This window comes from Paenibacillus qinlingensis, from assembly GCF_013204845.1.
GTDB lineage: Bacteria > Bacillota > Bacilli > Paenibacillales > NBRC-103111 > Paenibacillus_E > Paenibacillus_E qinlingensis.
Map to the genome: position 1 here is coordinate 152,629 of NZ_JABMKY010000003.1, position 17,860 is coordinate 170,488.

General features: G+C 44.2%; 13 protein-coding genes. 10 read left to right on the forward strand and 3 right to left on the reverse strand.

Features of this window, described 5'->3' with window-relative positions:
• Positions 1-18 precede the first annotated feature (18 nt).
• On the reverse strand, positions 19-1,503 hold the full coding sequence (locus HQN88_RS07400; protein ID WP_173109653.1) for a spore germination protein: 1,485 nt from the start codon (positions 1,501-1,503) through the stop codon (positions 19-21).
• Between the two features lie 338 nt (positions 1,504-1,841).
• Between HQN88_RS07400 and HQN88_RS07405 the strand changes: the two genes are divergently transcribed.
• The 9 genes from HQN88_RS07405 to HQN88_RS07445 all read left to right on the forward strand — a co-directional run bounded on the left by HQN88_RS07405 (position 1,842) and on the right by HQN88_RS07445 (position 13,333).
• On the forward strand, positions 1,842-3,038 hold the full coding sequence (locus HQN88_RS07405) for an epoxide hydrolase family protein (protein WP_173109655.1): 1,197 nt from the start codon (positions 1,842-1,844) through the stop codon (positions 3,036-3,038).
• A gap of 37 nt (positions 3,039-3,075) precedes the next feature.
• Positions 3,076-3,243, forward strand: a complete 168-nt coding sequence (locus HQN88_RS07410) for a hypothetical protein (protein ID WP_173109657.1) — start codon at positions 3,076-3,078, stop codon at positions 3,241-3,243.
• Positions 3,244-3,390: 147 nt separating this feature from the next.
• A complete protein-coding gene (locus HQN88_RS07415; RefSeq protein ID WP_173109659.1) occupies positions 3,391-4,611 on the forward strand; it encodes a sensor histidine kinase in 1,221 nt (406 codons plus the stop codon).
• Positions 4,608-5,273, forward strand: coding sequence for a response regulator transcription factor (locus HQN88_RS07420; RefSeq protein WP_173109661.1), 666 nt, complete (start codon positions 4,608-4,610; stop codon positions 5,271-5,273). The genes HQN88_RS07415 and HQN88_RS07420 overlap by 4 nt, the downstream gene beginning before the upstream one ends.
• 155 nt (positions 5,274-5,428) lie before the next feature.
• Positions 5,429-5,797, forward strand: coding sequence for a hypothetical protein (locus tag HQN88_RS07425; RefSeq protein WP_173109663.1), 369 nt, complete (start codon positions 5,429-5,431; stop codon positions 5,795-5,797).
• Positions 5,798-5,844: 47 nt separating this feature from the next.
• Positions 5,845-7,137, forward strand: coding sequence for an epoxide hydrolase family protein (locus HQN88_RS07430; protein ID WP_173109665.1), 1,293 nt, complete (start codon positions 5,845-5,847; stop codon positions 7,135-7,137).
• Between the two features lie 318 nt (positions 7,138-7,455).
• Positions 7,456-8,475, forward strand: a complete 1,020-nt coding sequence (gene msrA, locus HQN88_RS07435; RefSeq protein WP_173109667.1) for a peptide-methionine (S)-S-oxide reductase MsrA — start codon at positions 7,456-7,458, stop codon at positions 8,473-8,475.
• Positions 8,476-8,480: 5 nt separating this feature from the next.
• Positions 8,481-8,942 (forward strand): peptide-methionine (R)-S-oxide reductase MsrB, encoded by a 462-nt coding sequence (gene msrB / locus HQN88_RS07440; RefSeq protein WP_216855657.1) that lies wholly within the window; start codon positions 8,481-8,483, stop codon positions 8,940-8,942.
• A gap of 260 nt (positions 8,943-9,202) precedes the next feature.
• A complete protein-coding gene (locus HQN88_RS07445) occupies positions 9,203-13,333 on the forward strand; it encodes an OmpL47-type beta-barrel domain-containing protein (protein ID WP_173109677.1) in 4,131 nt (1,376 codons plus the stop codon).
• A gap of 48 nt (positions 13,334-13,381) precedes the next feature.
• Here the strand turns inward: HQN88_RS07445 and HQN88_RS07450 are convergent, their stop codons facing one another.
• The gene (locus HQN88_RS07450) at positions 13,382-15,163 is read right to left on the reverse strand and encodes a cache domain-containing sensor histidine kinase (protein ID WP_173109679.1); all 1,782 of its coding nucleotides are present in this window, start codon (positions 15,161-15,163) and stop codon (positions 13,382-13,384) included.
• Positions 15,160-16,698: a response regulator transcription factor gene (locus HQN88_RS07455; RefSeq protein WP_173109681.1), complete on the reverse strand. Its 1,539-nt coding sequence runs from the start codon at positions 16,696-16,698 to the stop codon at positions 15,160-15,162. The genes HQN88_RS07450 and HQN88_RS07455 overlap by 4 nt, the downstream gene beginning before the upstream one ends.
• Positions 16,699-16,927: 229 nt before the next feature.
• On the opposite strand from HQN88_RS07455, the gene HQN88_RS07460 reads away from it, so the two are divergent.
• Positions 16,928-17,851, forward strand: a complete 924-nt coding sequence (locus HQN88_RS07460; protein WP_173109683.1) for an ABC transporter permease — start codon at positions 16,928-16,930, stop codon at positions 17,849-17,851.
• Positions 17,852-17,860 lie beyond the last annotated feature (9 nt).

Sequence of the window (17,860 nt, forward strand, 5' to 3'; positions counted from 1 at the left end):
CCTTGAACGCCTCCTTCATTATTTAGGACCTGGCTTACGGGTACTATCCCCCATTGACGTTTTGTTTTCTGACAATAATTTGGAGCGGGTTCTCAATTTCCATATAGGAGACCTGATCAGCATGTCCTTCATCAGGCGAATATCTCCGACATCCATAGGATGGGCAATGGGGATGCCGAAAGAACGCAGGGTAACCAATCGCCATTGCAAGAAAAGAATACCGATAATGACGCCAAATAGCCCAAAAATAGTCGCTAAGAAGATTAAAAAGTAATTCGTTACTCTTGACATATTAGTCAGGTTTACGGATGACAACGCAAAGCTTGAGATCGCAGAGATCGCAACAATGATGATCACGCCAGGGCTGACATAACCGGCTTCCACAGCCGATTGGCCGATAACGACGGCTCCAAGGATACCCATGCTCTGCCCCAAACCTTTAGGCAGTCTTAAACCTGCCTCTTTCAGGACATCAATCATGAAGGTCATGAGCAGCACCTCAATGACGGAAGGGAAAGGAACTTGGCTTCTTCCCTCCGATATACGAATGGCCAAAGCCGGGGGCATAATCGAATGATTATAGGCGACAAACGAGACATACAGGGAAGACAATGTCGAAGAGAGGAAAAAAGCGGCATATCGCATAATTCGCATGATGGAACTGAAGATCCATTTTTGTGAATAGTCGTCAGGTGTCTGAAATTCCTGTAAAACCAATAAGGGTACAATGACTACAAATGAAAAATTATCGCATAGTATCGCTACGCGTCCCTCGCCCATATTTGCAACGGTAACATCAACGCGTTCAGTCAGCTTATGCTGAGGCCAAATCGATAAAGGATTATCTTCGATAAGTTCAGTTATGACGGATATCGAATGGACGATGTCGATGTCGATGCGGGCTAATCTGTCGCAAATCTCTTCAATAATTTCGGGCTTGGCTGCGTTGTTTAGCCAAACCATTCTTACTTTCGTATGGGAGGTCCGCCCGACTTCCATTTGCTTAAACCTAAAGTCTGGGGAAGGCAATCGGAGTCGCAGCAGGTTCATATTTTTACTTAAATCTGTTGTAAACGCTTCATTTCCGCTCTGTATGGAAGGCTCTGTTTCTGATTTCTCAGCAGCTTCACGCTTTAGTGCGGGAATAACTAAAGCATAATCAGCATCCTTCCATGCTACTGCAACATGACCTGTAAGAATCGCTTGTACAAGGTCAGCTTTCTCGTCAGAGCGATAAACTTTCGCTGCGGCGATGACGCTTGATGTCATCATCGCCATGAAATCGTCTACACTTGATGCACTTTCCTCGGGGTTGCTGTCCTGTAATCTTTCGATAACATAGGTATTCATCATGTCGTTTTCAACTAGATTTTCTATGTAACTGACATGGACTTCGCCTTTACCGTTCATTACGGCAATGTTCCTCGTGACGAAATCAGCGTCGTTGCAGAAGGCTTCTTTTAAATATGCCTGTAAACATATCTTTTCTTCGATAATCGACATAAATAATGAGACCTCCTTATTGTTCTGCCATAATACCAATAGTTATGTTCATATTGCTTCTAAATTATGTAAAAGCCAACAAGTAACCTTCTAAAATATTTTAGGAGGTTACTTGTATTCTGGTTTAGTTCGTGCTATATTACGTTTTGTAACCAATAAAATATAATTAGAAGGTTACATTAATTGCGGAGGGATCGTATGATCCGAGTGGAATCATTACTTTTTTTCTATGATAAGTTCCTGAATGTGCTATTCATGTCCGTTGTGATCACGGTCTTTTCTAGCGATAACCACGCAAAAACCAAAAAAACCAAAACAATCAAAAGGAGATTAACAAAATGACACAAACAACTACTAACAGCAACGCCATTCGTCCATTTCAAGTACATATCGCGGAGGAAGAAATTATTGAATTGCGTAGACGTATTAACGCGACAAGATGGCCTGAGAAGGAAACCGTCACGGATCAATCGCAAGGCGTACAGCTAGCAACGATTCAGGAACTGGCTCGTTATTGGGCGAATGATTACGACTGGCGTAAAGTCGAGGCTAAGCTTAACGCCATGCCTCATTTCATTACGGAGATTGATGGTCTGGATATTCACTTCATCCACGTGCGTTCAAAGCATGAAAATGCCATGCCGATCGTCATTGCACACGGTTGGCCAGGTTCGATTTTCGAGCAAATGAAGCTTATTGAACCATTGACTAATCCTACGGCGTTTGGCGGAAACGAAGCGGATGCGTTCCATGTGGTCATTCCATCGATGCCTGGTTACGGATTCTCGGGTAAACCGACAACAACCGGCTGGGATCCTAAACGGATCGCGAGTGCTTACGGAGAGCTGATGACTCGCCTTGGCTACACGAAATATGTGGCACATGGCGGTGATTGGGGGGCAATTGTTGTTGATTTCATGGGTGTTCAGGAGCCAAAAGGATTGATTGGACTTCACACCAACATGGCTGGTGTCATTCCGGCAGACGCTGACGCGGCGATTTGGTCTGGCAATCCGCTGCCGTCTGGTCTCTCCGACGAAGAGAAGAAAGCTTGTGCGCAAGTTCTCGAAAATAAATTCGCTTACGCCGCCATGATGGGAACTCGACCGCAGACGCTGACTGGATTGGTGGATTCACCTATCGGTTTGGCAACGTTTATGCTTGATCATGATTGGAAGAGTCTTGCCTTGATTGCAAGATCTTTCGCGGGAGTCCAAGAAGGGCTAACGCGCGACGACGTTCTCGATAACATCTCGCTCTTCTGGTTTACGAATTCAGGCATTTCCGCATCCCGTATTTATTGGGAGAATGGGCAAGCTGGCATTTCCTTCTTCGGCATCAAAGGTGTTAAACTTCCGGTTGCGGTAAGCGTCTATCCAGATGAGCTATATGAAGCGCCGAAGAGTTGGGCAGAGAAAGCTTACCCGAATCTGATCCACTACAATAAACTTCCTAAAGGCGGACATTTCGCAGCTTGGGAGCAGCCAGAGTATGTGACGTTAGAACTTCGCACGGCATTCAAGACGCTGCGCTAAACGGCATGATGGTTGGATAGCAAGAAAGGTGAAGATCATGGATCCAGCAGAAAAAGAGCTTATGGAATCACGGTTAGTTCAATTAATTAAAAAATACCCAGGCATTACACCAGAAATGGAAGCTATGTTTTACATCGCCTATACACGAGGATTTAGTGATGCATGGTGGAGTCAACAACATAACAATCAACAGGTGATACATTAGGTAGTAATCATATCTAAATTAGAGACCCGCAGCCCCTTGCTGTGGGTCTTTTTGTGCTGGACATTCATAGGACATCGCGATCTGGTTAAGACTATATCAATAGGGTGAAAATCCCTTACATGGCGTCACATGAGAAGGGAGTTATCGATGAACCCGAAAGTTACGGATATGGTCTGGAAAAATCCTGCTTCATTGAGGTGGCTGTTCGGGCTGAAGCTCGTGTATGATGTCGTCCTGACGGGTATGTTTTATTTTGAAAACTCGATTGCAATCTTTTGGAGATTAAGTTTTATTGTACTGTCATTGTTCGTTTTTCTATTCGTGAATCTGTATTACGCCAGAATGAAAAAGCAGTGGCTCTTGTTCCTCTTAATCATCGATTTCTTGTTAACCGCTTCTTACGGCTATGTGTATATCGGCGGCCAAATCCCTAATCATTTATTTAATGGCATTACGGCATTAGCGATATGCATGTTTGTCAAGAATACCCGTGCGCTGATCTTAACTGGCATAGGTTTATTAGTGATCTATTTGATTACGATGGGCAGCATTGATTGGTATATGTTTGGCCGATTTGATAAGGCAAGTTATTTTATTTCTTCTTCTTTCATTGTGTTTGCATGCATAGTCAGCTATTTGATTCATTTTTATCAAAGGGCAAGCAAGGAAACCATGGAATTGTATACACAATTGATGCAATCTCACGAACAACTGCAGGCCTATGCGCGCCAGACGGAAGAGTGGGCAGCCGCGAGGGAAAGAGTTCGCATTGCACGGGATATCCACGATACGGTGTGCCATAAACTGACAGCCTTGTTGGTCCAATTGCAAGCGGCTCGCAAGCTAAGCGGAGTGGATCCTCTGCGCAGCGAACAAACCTACTTGGTATGTGAAGAGTTGGTCAGGTCTGCCTTGCTAGAGGTACGTCTTTCTGTAAGAGCTATACGCGATGAATCGATTACATCAACTTCATTAGCAGAAAGCCTGACCCGTATAGCCGAAGAGTTCACCCGATTTGCCAAGGTACAAACGGTTCTTGAAGTCGCGGGTACCCCTGTTGCCCTCCCGGGAGATCTTCAATTAACAGCGTATCGAATTGTACAAGAATCGCTTACGAATGCGCAAAAGCATGGCCATGCGGCCCATGCTGTCATTGTATTGGCTTTTGACGAAACAGAATTTTCACTAAGCATACGGAATGATGGTGAATTGCCTAAGGAACTTAATCTGGGGTTTGGTTTGCTGAATATGAGGGAAAGGGTGAAGGAGTGGAAAGGAGATGTACATTTTGATATCGATCAGGAAATAGGCTTTACTGTTGAAGTGAAGCTCCCCTATTCGCAAACAGAAATGGAGGAACCTCCTTGAGAATCCTGATTGTCGACGATCAGCGGCTGATGCGAGACGGTCTTGCTACAATCATTAGTTTGGAGCTGGGGATGGAAGTGGTTGGAACCGCTGAGGACGGCAGAGATGCCTTTGCCAAAGTCGTCGAATTGCAACCGGATGTTGTGTTGATGGATATTCAAATGCCGGGGATGGATGGCGTTGAAGGTACGGAATTGATTCTGAAACACTATCCAGAGACGAAGGTGTTGATTCTAACTACTTTTGATGATGCGGAACTCATTATGAAGGTGTTGGAAAAAGGGGTTCACGGCTATTTACTGAAGGATATGCCCTCGGAAGCGATCATTAGTAGCATTCAAACAGTGTACAATGGTGGAACCGTGCTTCAACATGATATCACATCGATGCTGCTCAAAGAATTAATTGCCAAGTCGGATAGGCTCCCCAATCAGACACCTGTATTAGGTAACCCAGAACCGGAGCAGCTAAGTCAATTGACTGATCGAGAGAAGGATGTGCTCGCCTTATTAGGACGCGGGCTTAATAATAAAGAAATTGCAGGCATGCTGTATTTGACAGAAGGGACCGTAAAAAATCACGTTTCCAGTTTAATAGCCAAGCTAGGGCTTCGTGACAGGACACAAGTAGCTTTATTTGCAGTGCGTCATTTACTTGGTTGAAGGGGCATGACTTTTGGCATAGAAGCATGAAATTTATCATGTGCGGCTATCCGAAGTTGTGCTTTTTTGCGTAGGCAGATCATGACTTTTCACAGCTTTGTTTACAATCTATTCATGTTATACTTCTCAGGCATAGAGGTAAAGGAAGTGAATGGATGAAAAAAGGCTGGTTTGAACTGGACAAATTCAAGCATGCGGATTGTTATTGTTGCGATTGTCCGGATTGCTTGAAAACATGGAAAATTCATATTTATTCTTACGAAGCCGACGACGATTCAGCACCTGATGTTACCTTGATTTTGAATAAGTCGACAGAAACCGGCAACGGATATTATGTCATGGAGTATTCGATTACTTATGTGGGGCGTGCGATTATGTTTGATGAGGCAACGGCCATGGTCAAAAAGATAGATGAGATCAGCAGTACCAATGACGCAATGGGCTTGACCGATCATTTGGTCATTTGCCGCGAATTCTTTGATTGCGGGAAAATGAATAAGACTTGCCCATCGGATGAAAGCTAAAGGAAGGTTATTCCAAAATACACTTTCCGAATGGAGCGCTATTCCTTATGAGCATCAGGTACTGGCATCGCTTTGTAATGATTTTGGCTATATCGCTTGTAATGACGGCCTTCGATTCCCGCGCGAATGAGATAGAAAAACAGCCTGTAGACAAAAATGCTATTCGTCCTTTTCATATCCAAGTTTCAAATGAGGAGCTTGCCGATTTACGTCGTCGCATTCATGCGACCAAATGGCCTGAGCAAGAAAGAGTCGCGGATGCATCGCAAGGCGTGCAGCTAGCAATGATGAAAGATCTAGCACACTATTGGGCAAACGATTACGATTGGCGTAAAGTGGAGGTGAAGCTCAATGCATTGCCTCAATTCGTCACGGAGATCGATGGGCAGGACATTCATTTCATCCACGTCCGATCGCCCCACAAGAACGCGCTTCCGATCATCATCACGCACGGTTGGCCTGGCTCGATACTTGAGCATATTAAGTTAATTGAGCGACTGACCGATCCAACGGCGCACGGCGGGAAGGCCGAAGATGCATTTGATGTTGTCATCCCGTCTTTGCCAGGCTACGGCTTCTCAGGGAAGCCGGCGAGCCCGGGCTGGGGGCCAGAGCGCATTGCGCGAGCTTGGGCAGAGCTCATGAAGCGACTCGGTTACACTCATTACGTCGCACAAGGCGGCGACTGGGGGGCGATTGTCGTCGATCAGATGGGTTTGCAGGCACCCAAGGGGTTGCTCGCCATCCACACCAACATGCCGGGTTCGGTTCCCGTTGAGATTGATAAAGCTCTAGCGGGGGGTCCAGCCCCTACGGGGTTGTCGGCAGACGAACAACGTGCCTATGATCAGTTGGTTCGTAATACCATGCAAAGTGAATATGGCAGGTTTATGGGGTCACGTCCTCAAACCTTGTACGGCATTGCAGATTCACCAGTAGGCCTTGCCGCTTGGCTTCTCGACCACAATGATGCTGAGGGCCAGCCAGCTGGTGCGTTCGTCTCAGGACTGAAACGGAAGTCGAGCAAGACTGGCGAACTAACGCGTGACGAGATCCTCGACAACATCACATTGTATTGGTTGACGAACACGGGAGTCTCTGCGGCAAAACTCTATTCGGAATATAAAGGTGGCTATTTCAACACCAAAGGTGTCTCTATTCCGGTGGCTGTGAGTGCATTTCCAAACGAAATCTATCAAGCTCCGCGGAGTTGGGTAGAGAAAGCCTATCCCAACCTCATCTATTACAATAGACCTGACAAAGGCGGTCATTTCGCCGCGTGGGAGCAGCCAGATATTTTCGCAAATGAGCTCCGTGCCGCATTCAAATCGCTACGCTAATTCGCATTAGTTGGAACCATCAGGTAAATCATGCAGCCCAAATTATCATTGGGTTGCATTTTTAATAAAATGCATTTGTAACTATCATTAATTTAAATAGATAGTTACTTGTAATCATTCCTTATTCATGGTATATTCGTAACCAATAAAATAAATATAAATAGTTACATCGTTGTCGTAATTCACTAATTCATGAAAAGGGGTTTTCCGATATGCGAAAAAAATTAGTTATTGTCATTCTTCTCGTTATTCTAACTGCGGGCTCTTTTTATGAAGTTAATTGTTTTTTGAACTACTAATAGGGGGAGGAACAATATAATGAGAGCTGAATTCGCATTACGCTTATTGGATAAACACATGAATCAATTCATACATGTATGCAATCAGTGCCCACCGGACAAACGCGGCGTCATTCCGGAAGGATATACAAACAATATTCATTGGCATCTGGGTCATGTTCTTTATATTGCACAATTGGAAGTGCTCGGTCTTTCTAAGCAGACAATGGTCCTTCCGGAAAGCTATAAAGGCTTTTTCGCTTACGGTACGAAACCGACAGATTGGAAAGAAGAACCCCCGGAGTGGAACGTGCTAATCGCTCATTTGAAAGAACTCTGCAATTATATCCTAGATACGTTACAAGATAGACTGGATGAGCCCGTGAGTGAGAATTTCCTGCATGCGGAGAATATTGGCGAACTCATCTACGCGACTACGATGCATGTGAGCTATCACCATGGCATCGTATACGGCATGAACAAATCACTGAAGTCGCAAGCGAACGAGGCTCAAGATCAAGATGTGTTGACGGCGGTTAATGAAAGCTCAATTCCGTCAACCGATAGGGCTGTTTTTGCTGGCGGCTGCTTCTGGCATATGGAAAAGTCGTTCCGTGAGCTTGAAGGCGTGACGGATGTGTACACCGGCTATACAGGTGGAAAAGATGACAAACCGACTTACGAAAAAGTCGTTTCCAAAACGTCCGACCAACTTGAATCGGTTGAGATTCATTATGACCCCAATGTGATTACGTATGAGGAGTTGCTCCAAAATTTCTGGAAAAACGTCGATCCAACGGATGCAAGCGATCATTCTGCCATTTTTTACACAAGTCCTGAACAAAAAGAGATCGTGGAAGCATCCCAAAAAGATTTGGAAGCATCCGAACAGTATTCTAAACCTGTTGTAACGAAGATTGCCGCTGCATCAACGTTTTACAAAGCCGAGGACGAACATCAGAACTATTACAAAAGAGCTCGTGTAGCAGTCAAGAAGACGTTGAACAAGTACTTCTCTGATCCTCGTTATCTTGAACAAAATATGTGGGATTGGGAGTGATGAGAATGAATACGAACTCAAAGCAAAGTTATAATGGCCATTTTGATAAAGAAGAAAAGTTAAAAACACTGACCAAACAACAATATAATGTAACCCAGCATGGTGTGGACGAGAGTCCGTACGCGAATGAATACTGGGATAATGAAGCTGAGGGTATTTATGTAGATATCGTTTCAGGTGAGCCGCTGTTTAGTTCGAAGGACAAATTCGATGCACGTACAGGCTGGCCGAGTTTTACCAAGCCATTGGAATCCACTAACGTTGTGCTGAAAAATAAAGGATTCTTTTCTGGGTGCGAAGTCAGAAGTCGAAATGCAGATTCCTTCTTAGGAGATGTATTTAATGATGGACCAGACGAGACAGGATTGCGATTCTGCGTGAACTCTTCATCCATGAAATTCATCCCGAAAGAGGAACTTGAAGAAAAAGGATACGGTACCTATCTCTCACTATTTGGCGAGGAATAGAATCAAACCTTTATGCCGTGTTCATATAAATCTGTGGAAAAGGGTATCTTCCTTACTGATTACTAGTGTGCGAGCACTGGAATTGGATAGGGATTTGGATATCCTTTTTATTTTAAAGCAATGCCAACATCTGTTTGAGCTTAAGATTTATAAAGATCGTTAATTAACGTTATATATCTGAACATAATCGTGTAGAGATCTCTTTGATTTCATTCCTATAATGGATATGAATGTAATTACATTGTAGAAGGAGAGATTTTATGCGAGATAGGATTGCGAAATGGCTAGTTGTGTTCATGCTTTTGTTAGTGGCGCTACCAGCCAACGCGGGTATTGGCGTTCAGACTGCGTATGCGGAAGGTCAAAGCTATGAAGCAGAAGCCCAGGTTAATGTTATAAGTGGTAACGCTTCAATAGCCGAATGTCCCGTATGCTCGGGAGGAAAGAAGGTAGGAGGTCTCTATCAAGGTAGCTCACTGCAATTCAATGACATTAGCTTGAACGAAGTTGGAAGTTATAAGGTGTCCATTTCTTACATATCCGGTGATCCTCGTTCGGTGAACATCCGTGTAAATGGAGGTAGTGCGGAAAATTTCGATTTTCCCAAAACGGCTGACTGGAGCACGGTTGGCACATTTGATGTTACGCTTCAGCTGAATGCCGGTACGAATACGATCGTGTTTGACGATGGAAATTGGTATTCGCCGGACATTGACAAAATAGTAATCGATTCCAAAGTAACTCAAAATCCTGGTGGTGGTGACGGAGGCGGAACAGAGCCGCCATTCGCACATAATTATGAAGCTGAGTCTGCTGTAAATATACTTACTGGCAAAGCTTCGGTGTCCAATTGCGGGAAGTGTTCAGGAGGCCAGAAAGTCGGTAATTTGTATCAAGGCAGCGACTTACAATTCAATCAAATCCAAGTGAATGCTCCTGGTCTCTACTCCGTGAACTTATACTATATCTCAGGTGATCCCAGATCTATTCAAGTCAGTGCGAACGGAGGAACGTCTGAGTTGTATGATCTGCCGAAGACGGCGGATTGGAATACAATCGGCACGTTTGACGTTGATCTTCATTTAAAGGCAGGCAGCAACACGATCGTCTTGTCTGACGGCTATGCTTACTCTCCTGATATCGATATGATCGCTGTGTCGCCTAAAATCGTAACCTATGAAGCAGAAGCTTCCGCTAACACATTAGCTGGCAAAGCGAGCATTTCCAATTGCAGCAACTGTTCAGATGGCAAGAAAGTCGGCAACTTATATCAAGGCAGTTCCCTGCAATTTAATGGGGTTGAAGTGGCTTCAACAGGGAATTATCAAATAACAGTATCTTATATATCTGGCGATCCTCGCTCCCTACAAGTCAGTGCAAATGGTGGATCTGCGGAGACATATGATTTTCCCAAGACACCTGACTGGAACACGGTGAATACGTATGTGATTACTTTAGCTTTAGTGGCTGGCAGCAACACGATCCAGTTTGCTGATGGCAACGGTTACTCCCCGGATTTGGATAAAATCGTTGTCGGTCCAAAGGTTGTACCGAATCCTGGTGAAGACGATAACGTCGACAGCAACCTTGGCGATCTCGGCGAGTCCAAACAGTACGGTGCCATCACCGTAACGCATTATACGTATGGCGCGACTTTTTCGAACGGTGACACGACCATTACGTACCATACGGATAGCGGCATGGCAGATTATGCATGGGAGGGTGCCAAAATTGTAAAAGGTGTATATGGCAGCCTACAAGTGGGCGAACTCGTCACGAGTAAGAGTTATCCACGGCATATCTTATCGGACGCAGCAATCGTTCCCGTTCATGACGGCTTCGGTGTAGGACTTCGTTTCACCGTTATTAACGAATCGCCTGGCAAACCTAAGCTTCATCAAGTCTATACCTTGTATGAAGGAAAGAACTTCTTCCTGACTCAGTTAAAAGCGGTTAACTCCTCATCCATGACGACGAATACGATAGCTCCTATCGTTGTGAACAATACTGGCGGGGTGGATATTGGAAGCTATGAGGATAACCGAGCACTATTCGTCCCTTTTGATAATGATAATTGGATTCGGTATAAAGCCCAATCGATCAACACTTCGAACACGGGTTATGAAGTAACGGCTATTTACAATAATGCGAATCGGAATGGTCTCGTAATCGGCTCTGCTACGCATGATACGTGGAAAACGGGTATTACCTGGAACGGGTCTAACCATAAATTAAATAACCTCACTGTGTATGGCGGGGCATCATCCAACATTACACATGACACTGTGCCTCATGGAAGTATTTCGGGTACGGAAGTAACATCACCTACTATGTTTGTTGGCTACTTTGCGGATTACCGTGACGGTCTCGAGGAATATGGGCGTGCGAACGCCGTGTTTACTCCGCCATTAAGCTTCCAGGGCTCTGTTGCCCAAGAAGTGCCGGTAGGCTGGAACAGTTGGGGAGCCTATGGCAGCGATCTAACCTACCAAGATGTCATCGATACGTCGAACTACTTCAAGGAGCACCTACAGAACAAATCTTTTAACAATAAGGGATCACTCTATATTAACTTGGACTCCTATTGGGATAATTTAACGGATACGCAACTGCACAATGCGGTGACAACGATTCATCAAAATGGTCAGCAAGCCGGTATTTATTGGGGACCTTTCGTCTACTGGGGCACGAATATGAGTCAGATAGTTGAAGGGACGAACAATCAATATACATACGGCGATATCGTATTAAGGGATAACACCGGGAAGATTTTGCCGACGCTGGATGGCGCTTATGCACTTGATCCAACTCATCCGGGCACGAAGGCACGAATGGATTACTTTTTGGGCAAATTTAAAGGTTTAGGTTTCACGTATATTAAATTGGATTTCTTAACGCACGGTTCGTTGGAAGGGAAGCATGCCGATCCGACGGTGACCACCGGTATTCAAGCCTATAATCAGGGGATGGCGTACGTGAATCATGTCATTAATGGCAGCATGTTCATTAGCGAATCAATTGCGCCGTTATTCCCTAGTCAATATGCGCACAGCCGTCGAATATCTTGTGATGTGTATGGCAAAATCAGTGAAACCGAATACGAGCTGAACTCGCTCACGTATGGTTGGTGGCAGAATGGAACGATTTACCCCTACACCGACCCAGATCATATGTCGTTGTCGAGGGCAAGTTCCATGGACGAGGCGCGCAGCAGAGTTAATTCCGCCGTTATTTCGGGCACGGTTTTCTTGAATTCGGATGATGTTCATAATGAGACTGCTCAAGCCTACATGAACGAATTGTTGACGAACAAGGCAGTCAACCAAGTCGCTTTACTAGGTAAGGCCTTCCAAGCAGTGGAAGGGAATACGGGAGCGAATGCGGCCGAGACTTTCGTACTGAATCACAATGGGACTTACTACGTGGCTGTCTTCAATTACAGCGGAGCTTCCTCTTCGACGAAATCCATCGATTTGGCCCGTGTTGGCTTGAATGGCGTCAGTACCTATCTAAGAACGGATCTATGGACAGGATCCGAGGATAAGGTGAGTGGTATGCTGAACGTAACCCTGAAGCCGGCGGAGTCTAAACTATTTAAGCTTCAGCTAGATACGGTACCTCCTACGACGAATGTCATCTTGGATGGGATCAGCGGGTCAGGCACTTTTACCAAGAAAGACATCAAGATGACCTTTAACGCAGTGGATCAACCAGGAGGCACTGGGATACTCATGACGGAGTATCAGCTGAATGGTGGGAATTGGGTAACGGTTAACGGACCTGTGACGCTATCGACGGAAGGTGTTTACATCATTCATTATCGTTCGAAGGATCGATACGGCAATGTGGAGGCAGCCAAGCAAGTGACAGTAGGTATTGATCGCACAGCACCTATTGTCCGAGTCAACGGTCCATTAACCATTTGGCAGACAGATCCCTTAAACCTGTCTGTTCAGATGACAGATTCGTTAAGCGGCCTAGGCAATAGCACCATTCAATTGGATAAGAAAAACACGGTCAATCCAATTCAAGCTGCTCCTGCAACTTTAGCTGTTGGAAACCATCTCATTGAGATCATCGGAACTGATTTGGCTGGCAATGTGACGGCGAGTACGTATACGCTTCAGGTACAGATAGATACCAATCATTTCATGGATCTCATCAACATCGGTGTTACGAATGGTGCAATCACCATTTCAGACAGAGGCAAGGAGTTGCTTGCCAAAGTGGAAGCGATTGTGCGCAGCCATAATAAAGAAGCGACTGTGCTGCAATTAAAAGCGCTGCGAATCTTTGTGCAAGTTGTAACCGTCGGTAAGAAAATCACCAAAGAATTCTCTGACATTCTTATTGCCGACATTGATTATTTCATCCAACAAGCCAGTAAATAGCAACAACAAAGGGGCTCTCGCAAGAGCCCCTTTGTTTCACATTTTCAATCATGTTTGAGAACTAATACCATGCAGAGGAATCCGTATCTGCGCCTTCGTTCCGATCCCAAACTTACTATACAGAGTAACACCGTATTCGTCGCCAAAAGCTAATTTGATCCGCTGGTCAACATTCGTAATCCCATACCCCGAGATGCTATCGGTTTTATTTAGCGCGCGTGCCATTGTTTCAGCTCGCATGCCCATCCCATCGTCAATCACTTGCAGATAAATATCGCAATCATCTCTATACACCTTAATGATGATATTAATGCCGACTTCATCGTCCCAAACAGCATGATTGATGGCATTCTCTACAAATGGCTGCAAGGCTAGCTTGACTGTCTGATAAACAAGGACAGAATCATCAATGTCATAATGGATTCGAAGCAGTCCCTCAAACCTATGCTGTTGGATGGCGATGTAATACTTCGTGAGTTTGATTTCTTCACTGATAGGCAATATCATTTTTCCTTTGTTTAATGAAATTCGATAAAACTTAGCGAGGTGCGAGACCATTTCGTTAATTCGGTTATCCCCATGCTTAATGGCTAATGACGAGATTGAAGCCAACGTATTATATAAAAAGTGAGGATTGATTTGGGCTTGCAGCATGTTCATTTCCGCTTCTTTTTTGGCAATTTCCTTCTTGTAGACCTCATTGATCAATTCTTTGAGGCGACCAATCATCTTTTGGAAGGCAAAGGCCAGCTGTCCAATTTCGTCATGCCCCATAAACGTCATATTGACATTGAAATCTTCTCTTTCAACCCGCCGGATGACTTGAAGCAGGGATTCGATGCGTTTGGTGAAGAACCGTGAGGTGATATAAATCAAAAACACGGAGATCGCTATAGAGCTCAAAGCCATGAGTAGAACTCGTTTGGATGCTTTTTGGGCGTTAGAAATGAAGCTCTTGTAGGGGATAACGGAAATCGTTTTCCACCCATTTTTAATCGTGTTGTACACGACGAGCGACTTCTGACCATTGTACATGCTGTCGAAGCTTCCTGATTGGTTTTCACCGAAAGTACCTGGGATTAAGCTTGTGATATTTTGATTCAGAAGCGATTTATTACGGTTGGATAAAATAGTGCCGTTCTCGTTGACGATGTAAATATCTTTTTGTTTATCTTCTTTCTCCATGAGTCGGTAAATGTCGGCTTCGGCAATCTCGAACGTAAGGATACCATAAGGATAGTTAAGGCTGTTGTTATTTAGCAATCGCGCCAGCGTGAATACAGGCTCAGTGGTATCCGTATTGGCAGAAACGCTGTAAGTCACATTGCCATGCGAGTTGGCGATAGATGCGTACCAATTGGTTGCTTTGGCTGCAGCATCAATTCGCTTAATATAGACGCTATCCGCAGGAAATGTGGTATTGCTTATGTAGATGGATACCGCTCGAATATCGGGATTCGTTGCTAATACGTTTTTCATTACATTATTGAAGTAAATATAGGAATCCAAGTATTCTGTTTCGTCTTCGGAATAATCTTTGATCAATAGCAGACGTAACGTATTATCCAAATAAATGGAAGCTGATATTTTGGAATAGGAATCGAGCTTCGTTTCCAAATTTGTGTTAATTTGATCGGTCGTTGCAATCATATTGGAGTAGATTTGCGTCGTTAACTCTTGTTTGGTCGTGTCATAGGAATATTTGACGAAGAATAATAAGGGCAAGATCGAAACGATGCAAAAGACGGCGAACGATTTGCGGTGCAAACTGAGATTAAGAAACGTTCTAGCTATAAACCGGAGTGGCAATGGCAATTGTCTTTGTATCATAATAGTTTCTTCCTGTATTCATTAGGGGTCGTTCCTTTGAACTTCTGAAACACAGAGCAAAAATAAGAAACGTTTTCGTATCCAACGGATGCAGCAATCTCATGGATTTTCTTGGACTTATCTTTCAGTAATTCAGCGGCATGATGAATCCGTACACGTGTCAGATATTCCAAGATCGTTTCTCCTGTTTTTTCCTTGAATAAGGTTCGAACATAATTGGGTGACAGGTACACTTGTTTAGCGATATCCTCGATGGTTAACGGTCTGCTGAAACTGCGGTCAATAAGACTAACGATTTGATGAACAATATGAAGATTTTTGTCCTTGTCCTTGTCCTTCATAAGGGAGAGGATGGAATGGCAGACATCAAGGATATGTTCTTCGATTTCATTAATGGTTGAATAATTGGCTATACGCTTCCAATCGTCGACGTACATGGAATTGACGGAGTCACCTCCGATTATATTGGCAAAATGCTGCTCTATAGCTGTAATAAGACGCAATGAGCTTGAGCAAACTAGATCTCGGTCAACTTTGGAAGTGCGCATTTCTTCATAAAAATCTCGAATCAAGGTAATGCTTGTAGATTCCTGTAAGTGGGAAATGGCATGACAAAGTGATGCTATGACCGTTTCATGGTTAATTTCTTTATACACCGGCTCAACAGCTTGATCGGCCTTTGTACAGGATCCTAAGCCGAAATAAAATTTGCTTTCATTCGCTCGTCTGGCGGCTGCTGATAATTCGTACAGGCTATCCAAGCCCATACGAACATCGGATACACCGATTGAAATGATGGCGTCGTTCCTGTCATTTACATACCGAATCAGTTGCTCTGATGCAAGGTAAAGCTCTAATGACGATACATCAAGCTTGTGGCAGAGGAGTACGAATGTTCCTTCTTTGATTTGACAGAGAAAGGAATGAGGGATTTTCGCATGAGCGAAATTGCGGATATGAGTCACAAGCTCCACACTATAATGGCTAACAGGGTCGACCGTTATATAACTCATTTGAAAAAGCCCGCTCGCTGGCAGCTGGGATGGCAGCAATAACAGTTTCTCGATCCATTGCGATCTAATCGAGGGACTACTTTCTAGGAGCAGTTCCCTCAGATAGGATTCCTTTAATATTTCCGAAGTTTGGGAGGAAATCCGGAATTCATCGCACTTTTGTTTGATTTTCTCCATTAAATGCTGGAGTTCTCCCATGTCGAGAGGCTTCAACAAATAGCCGATCGCTTCCACAGACAGGGCTGCTTTAATATAGTGAAACTCATCGTGGCCACTTAGGAAAGCGATTTGGACATTGCGATTGATCTGCTTAGCCCGCCTGCTGAATTCCAAACCGTCCATGATTGGCATTCGGACATCCGTTAATATGATATCAGGTCGAAGCTCTTCCATGCGTTGAAGCGCTTCTCTGCCATTCTTCGCTGTTCCAGCGACACGAATGCCCATGTCTCCCCAACGAACGTAATCGGCTAGCATTTCGAGCTCTATTTTTTCATCGTCTACAAGTAGAATGCTGTACATTGAAAGCGTTACCACCTTTCTGAACGCTTAATCTTACCAAATGTATTGTAAAACGTATAGCTCAAATAAACAATGACTTCGGAAAAGGATCGTTCTTTTGGAATATGTTTCTGAAGAAACTTGTATAGAATTTCCTTTTGCCCATTCCTATAATGAGAATATACAAAACGATTATGGTTGTGACGGAGTGACACAAGCCGCCGCAGCCTGGAAAAGGCGGGTTATTCATATGGAAGCGCAACTTAAAAGGATGAAGGGGCAAAAGTATTTGTACCTCATGATCCTGCCGGCCTTCATCTCTACCATCTTATTTTCATATGGTCCAATGTTTGGCCTGTACATGGCATTTATTAATTACTCGCCCGGCGGAGGTTCTTTTTTTCACCAGTTTTTCACGAGTAAGTTTGTTGGTTTCGAGTGGTTTCGATACTTCTTCACAAGCGGTGATTTTTATATCATCATGCGCAATACGCTTGCGCAAAGCTTCTTATCGCTATTGGTTGGATTTCCGGCACCGATTCTATTGGCTCTTATGATCAATGAGGTGAAGACCGGAGTGTTCAGAAAATTGGTACAAACGGTATCGTATTTACCTCACTTTATATCTTGGGTTATTGCTGCAAACATCATCATTACACTGCTATCTTCGCAAGGTCTAATCAATAAGCTGTTGATGCTAATGAACATTACGGAACAACCGGTACAATTTTTCCAAAATGGCCATTATTTCTGGGGGATCATCGCCGTATCTAATATGTGGAAAGATATGGGGTTTAACGCAATCATGTATTTGGCCGCCATATCCGCAATCAATCCCGAACAATATGAAGCAGCAAGAGTTGATGGTGCTAACCGCCTACGCCAAATGTTTCATGTCACACTTCCGTCTTTACGTCCCACGATTGTCATTCTGGCTATTTTATCAATAGGAGGTATCTTGAACGCGGGGTTCGATCAGCAGTATTTGTTGCAAAACAACACCATATTGAAATATTCAGACGTTATCGATACGTATACGTACAGATACGGACTGCAGAATGGCATGTTTTCTTATGGTGCTGCGGTGGGGTTGTTCAAATCGGTTATTGCTTTCATCCTAGTGGTCAGTGTCAACACGTTCTCCAAGCGAATGAATCAGCAATCTTTGTTCTAATACGATTTA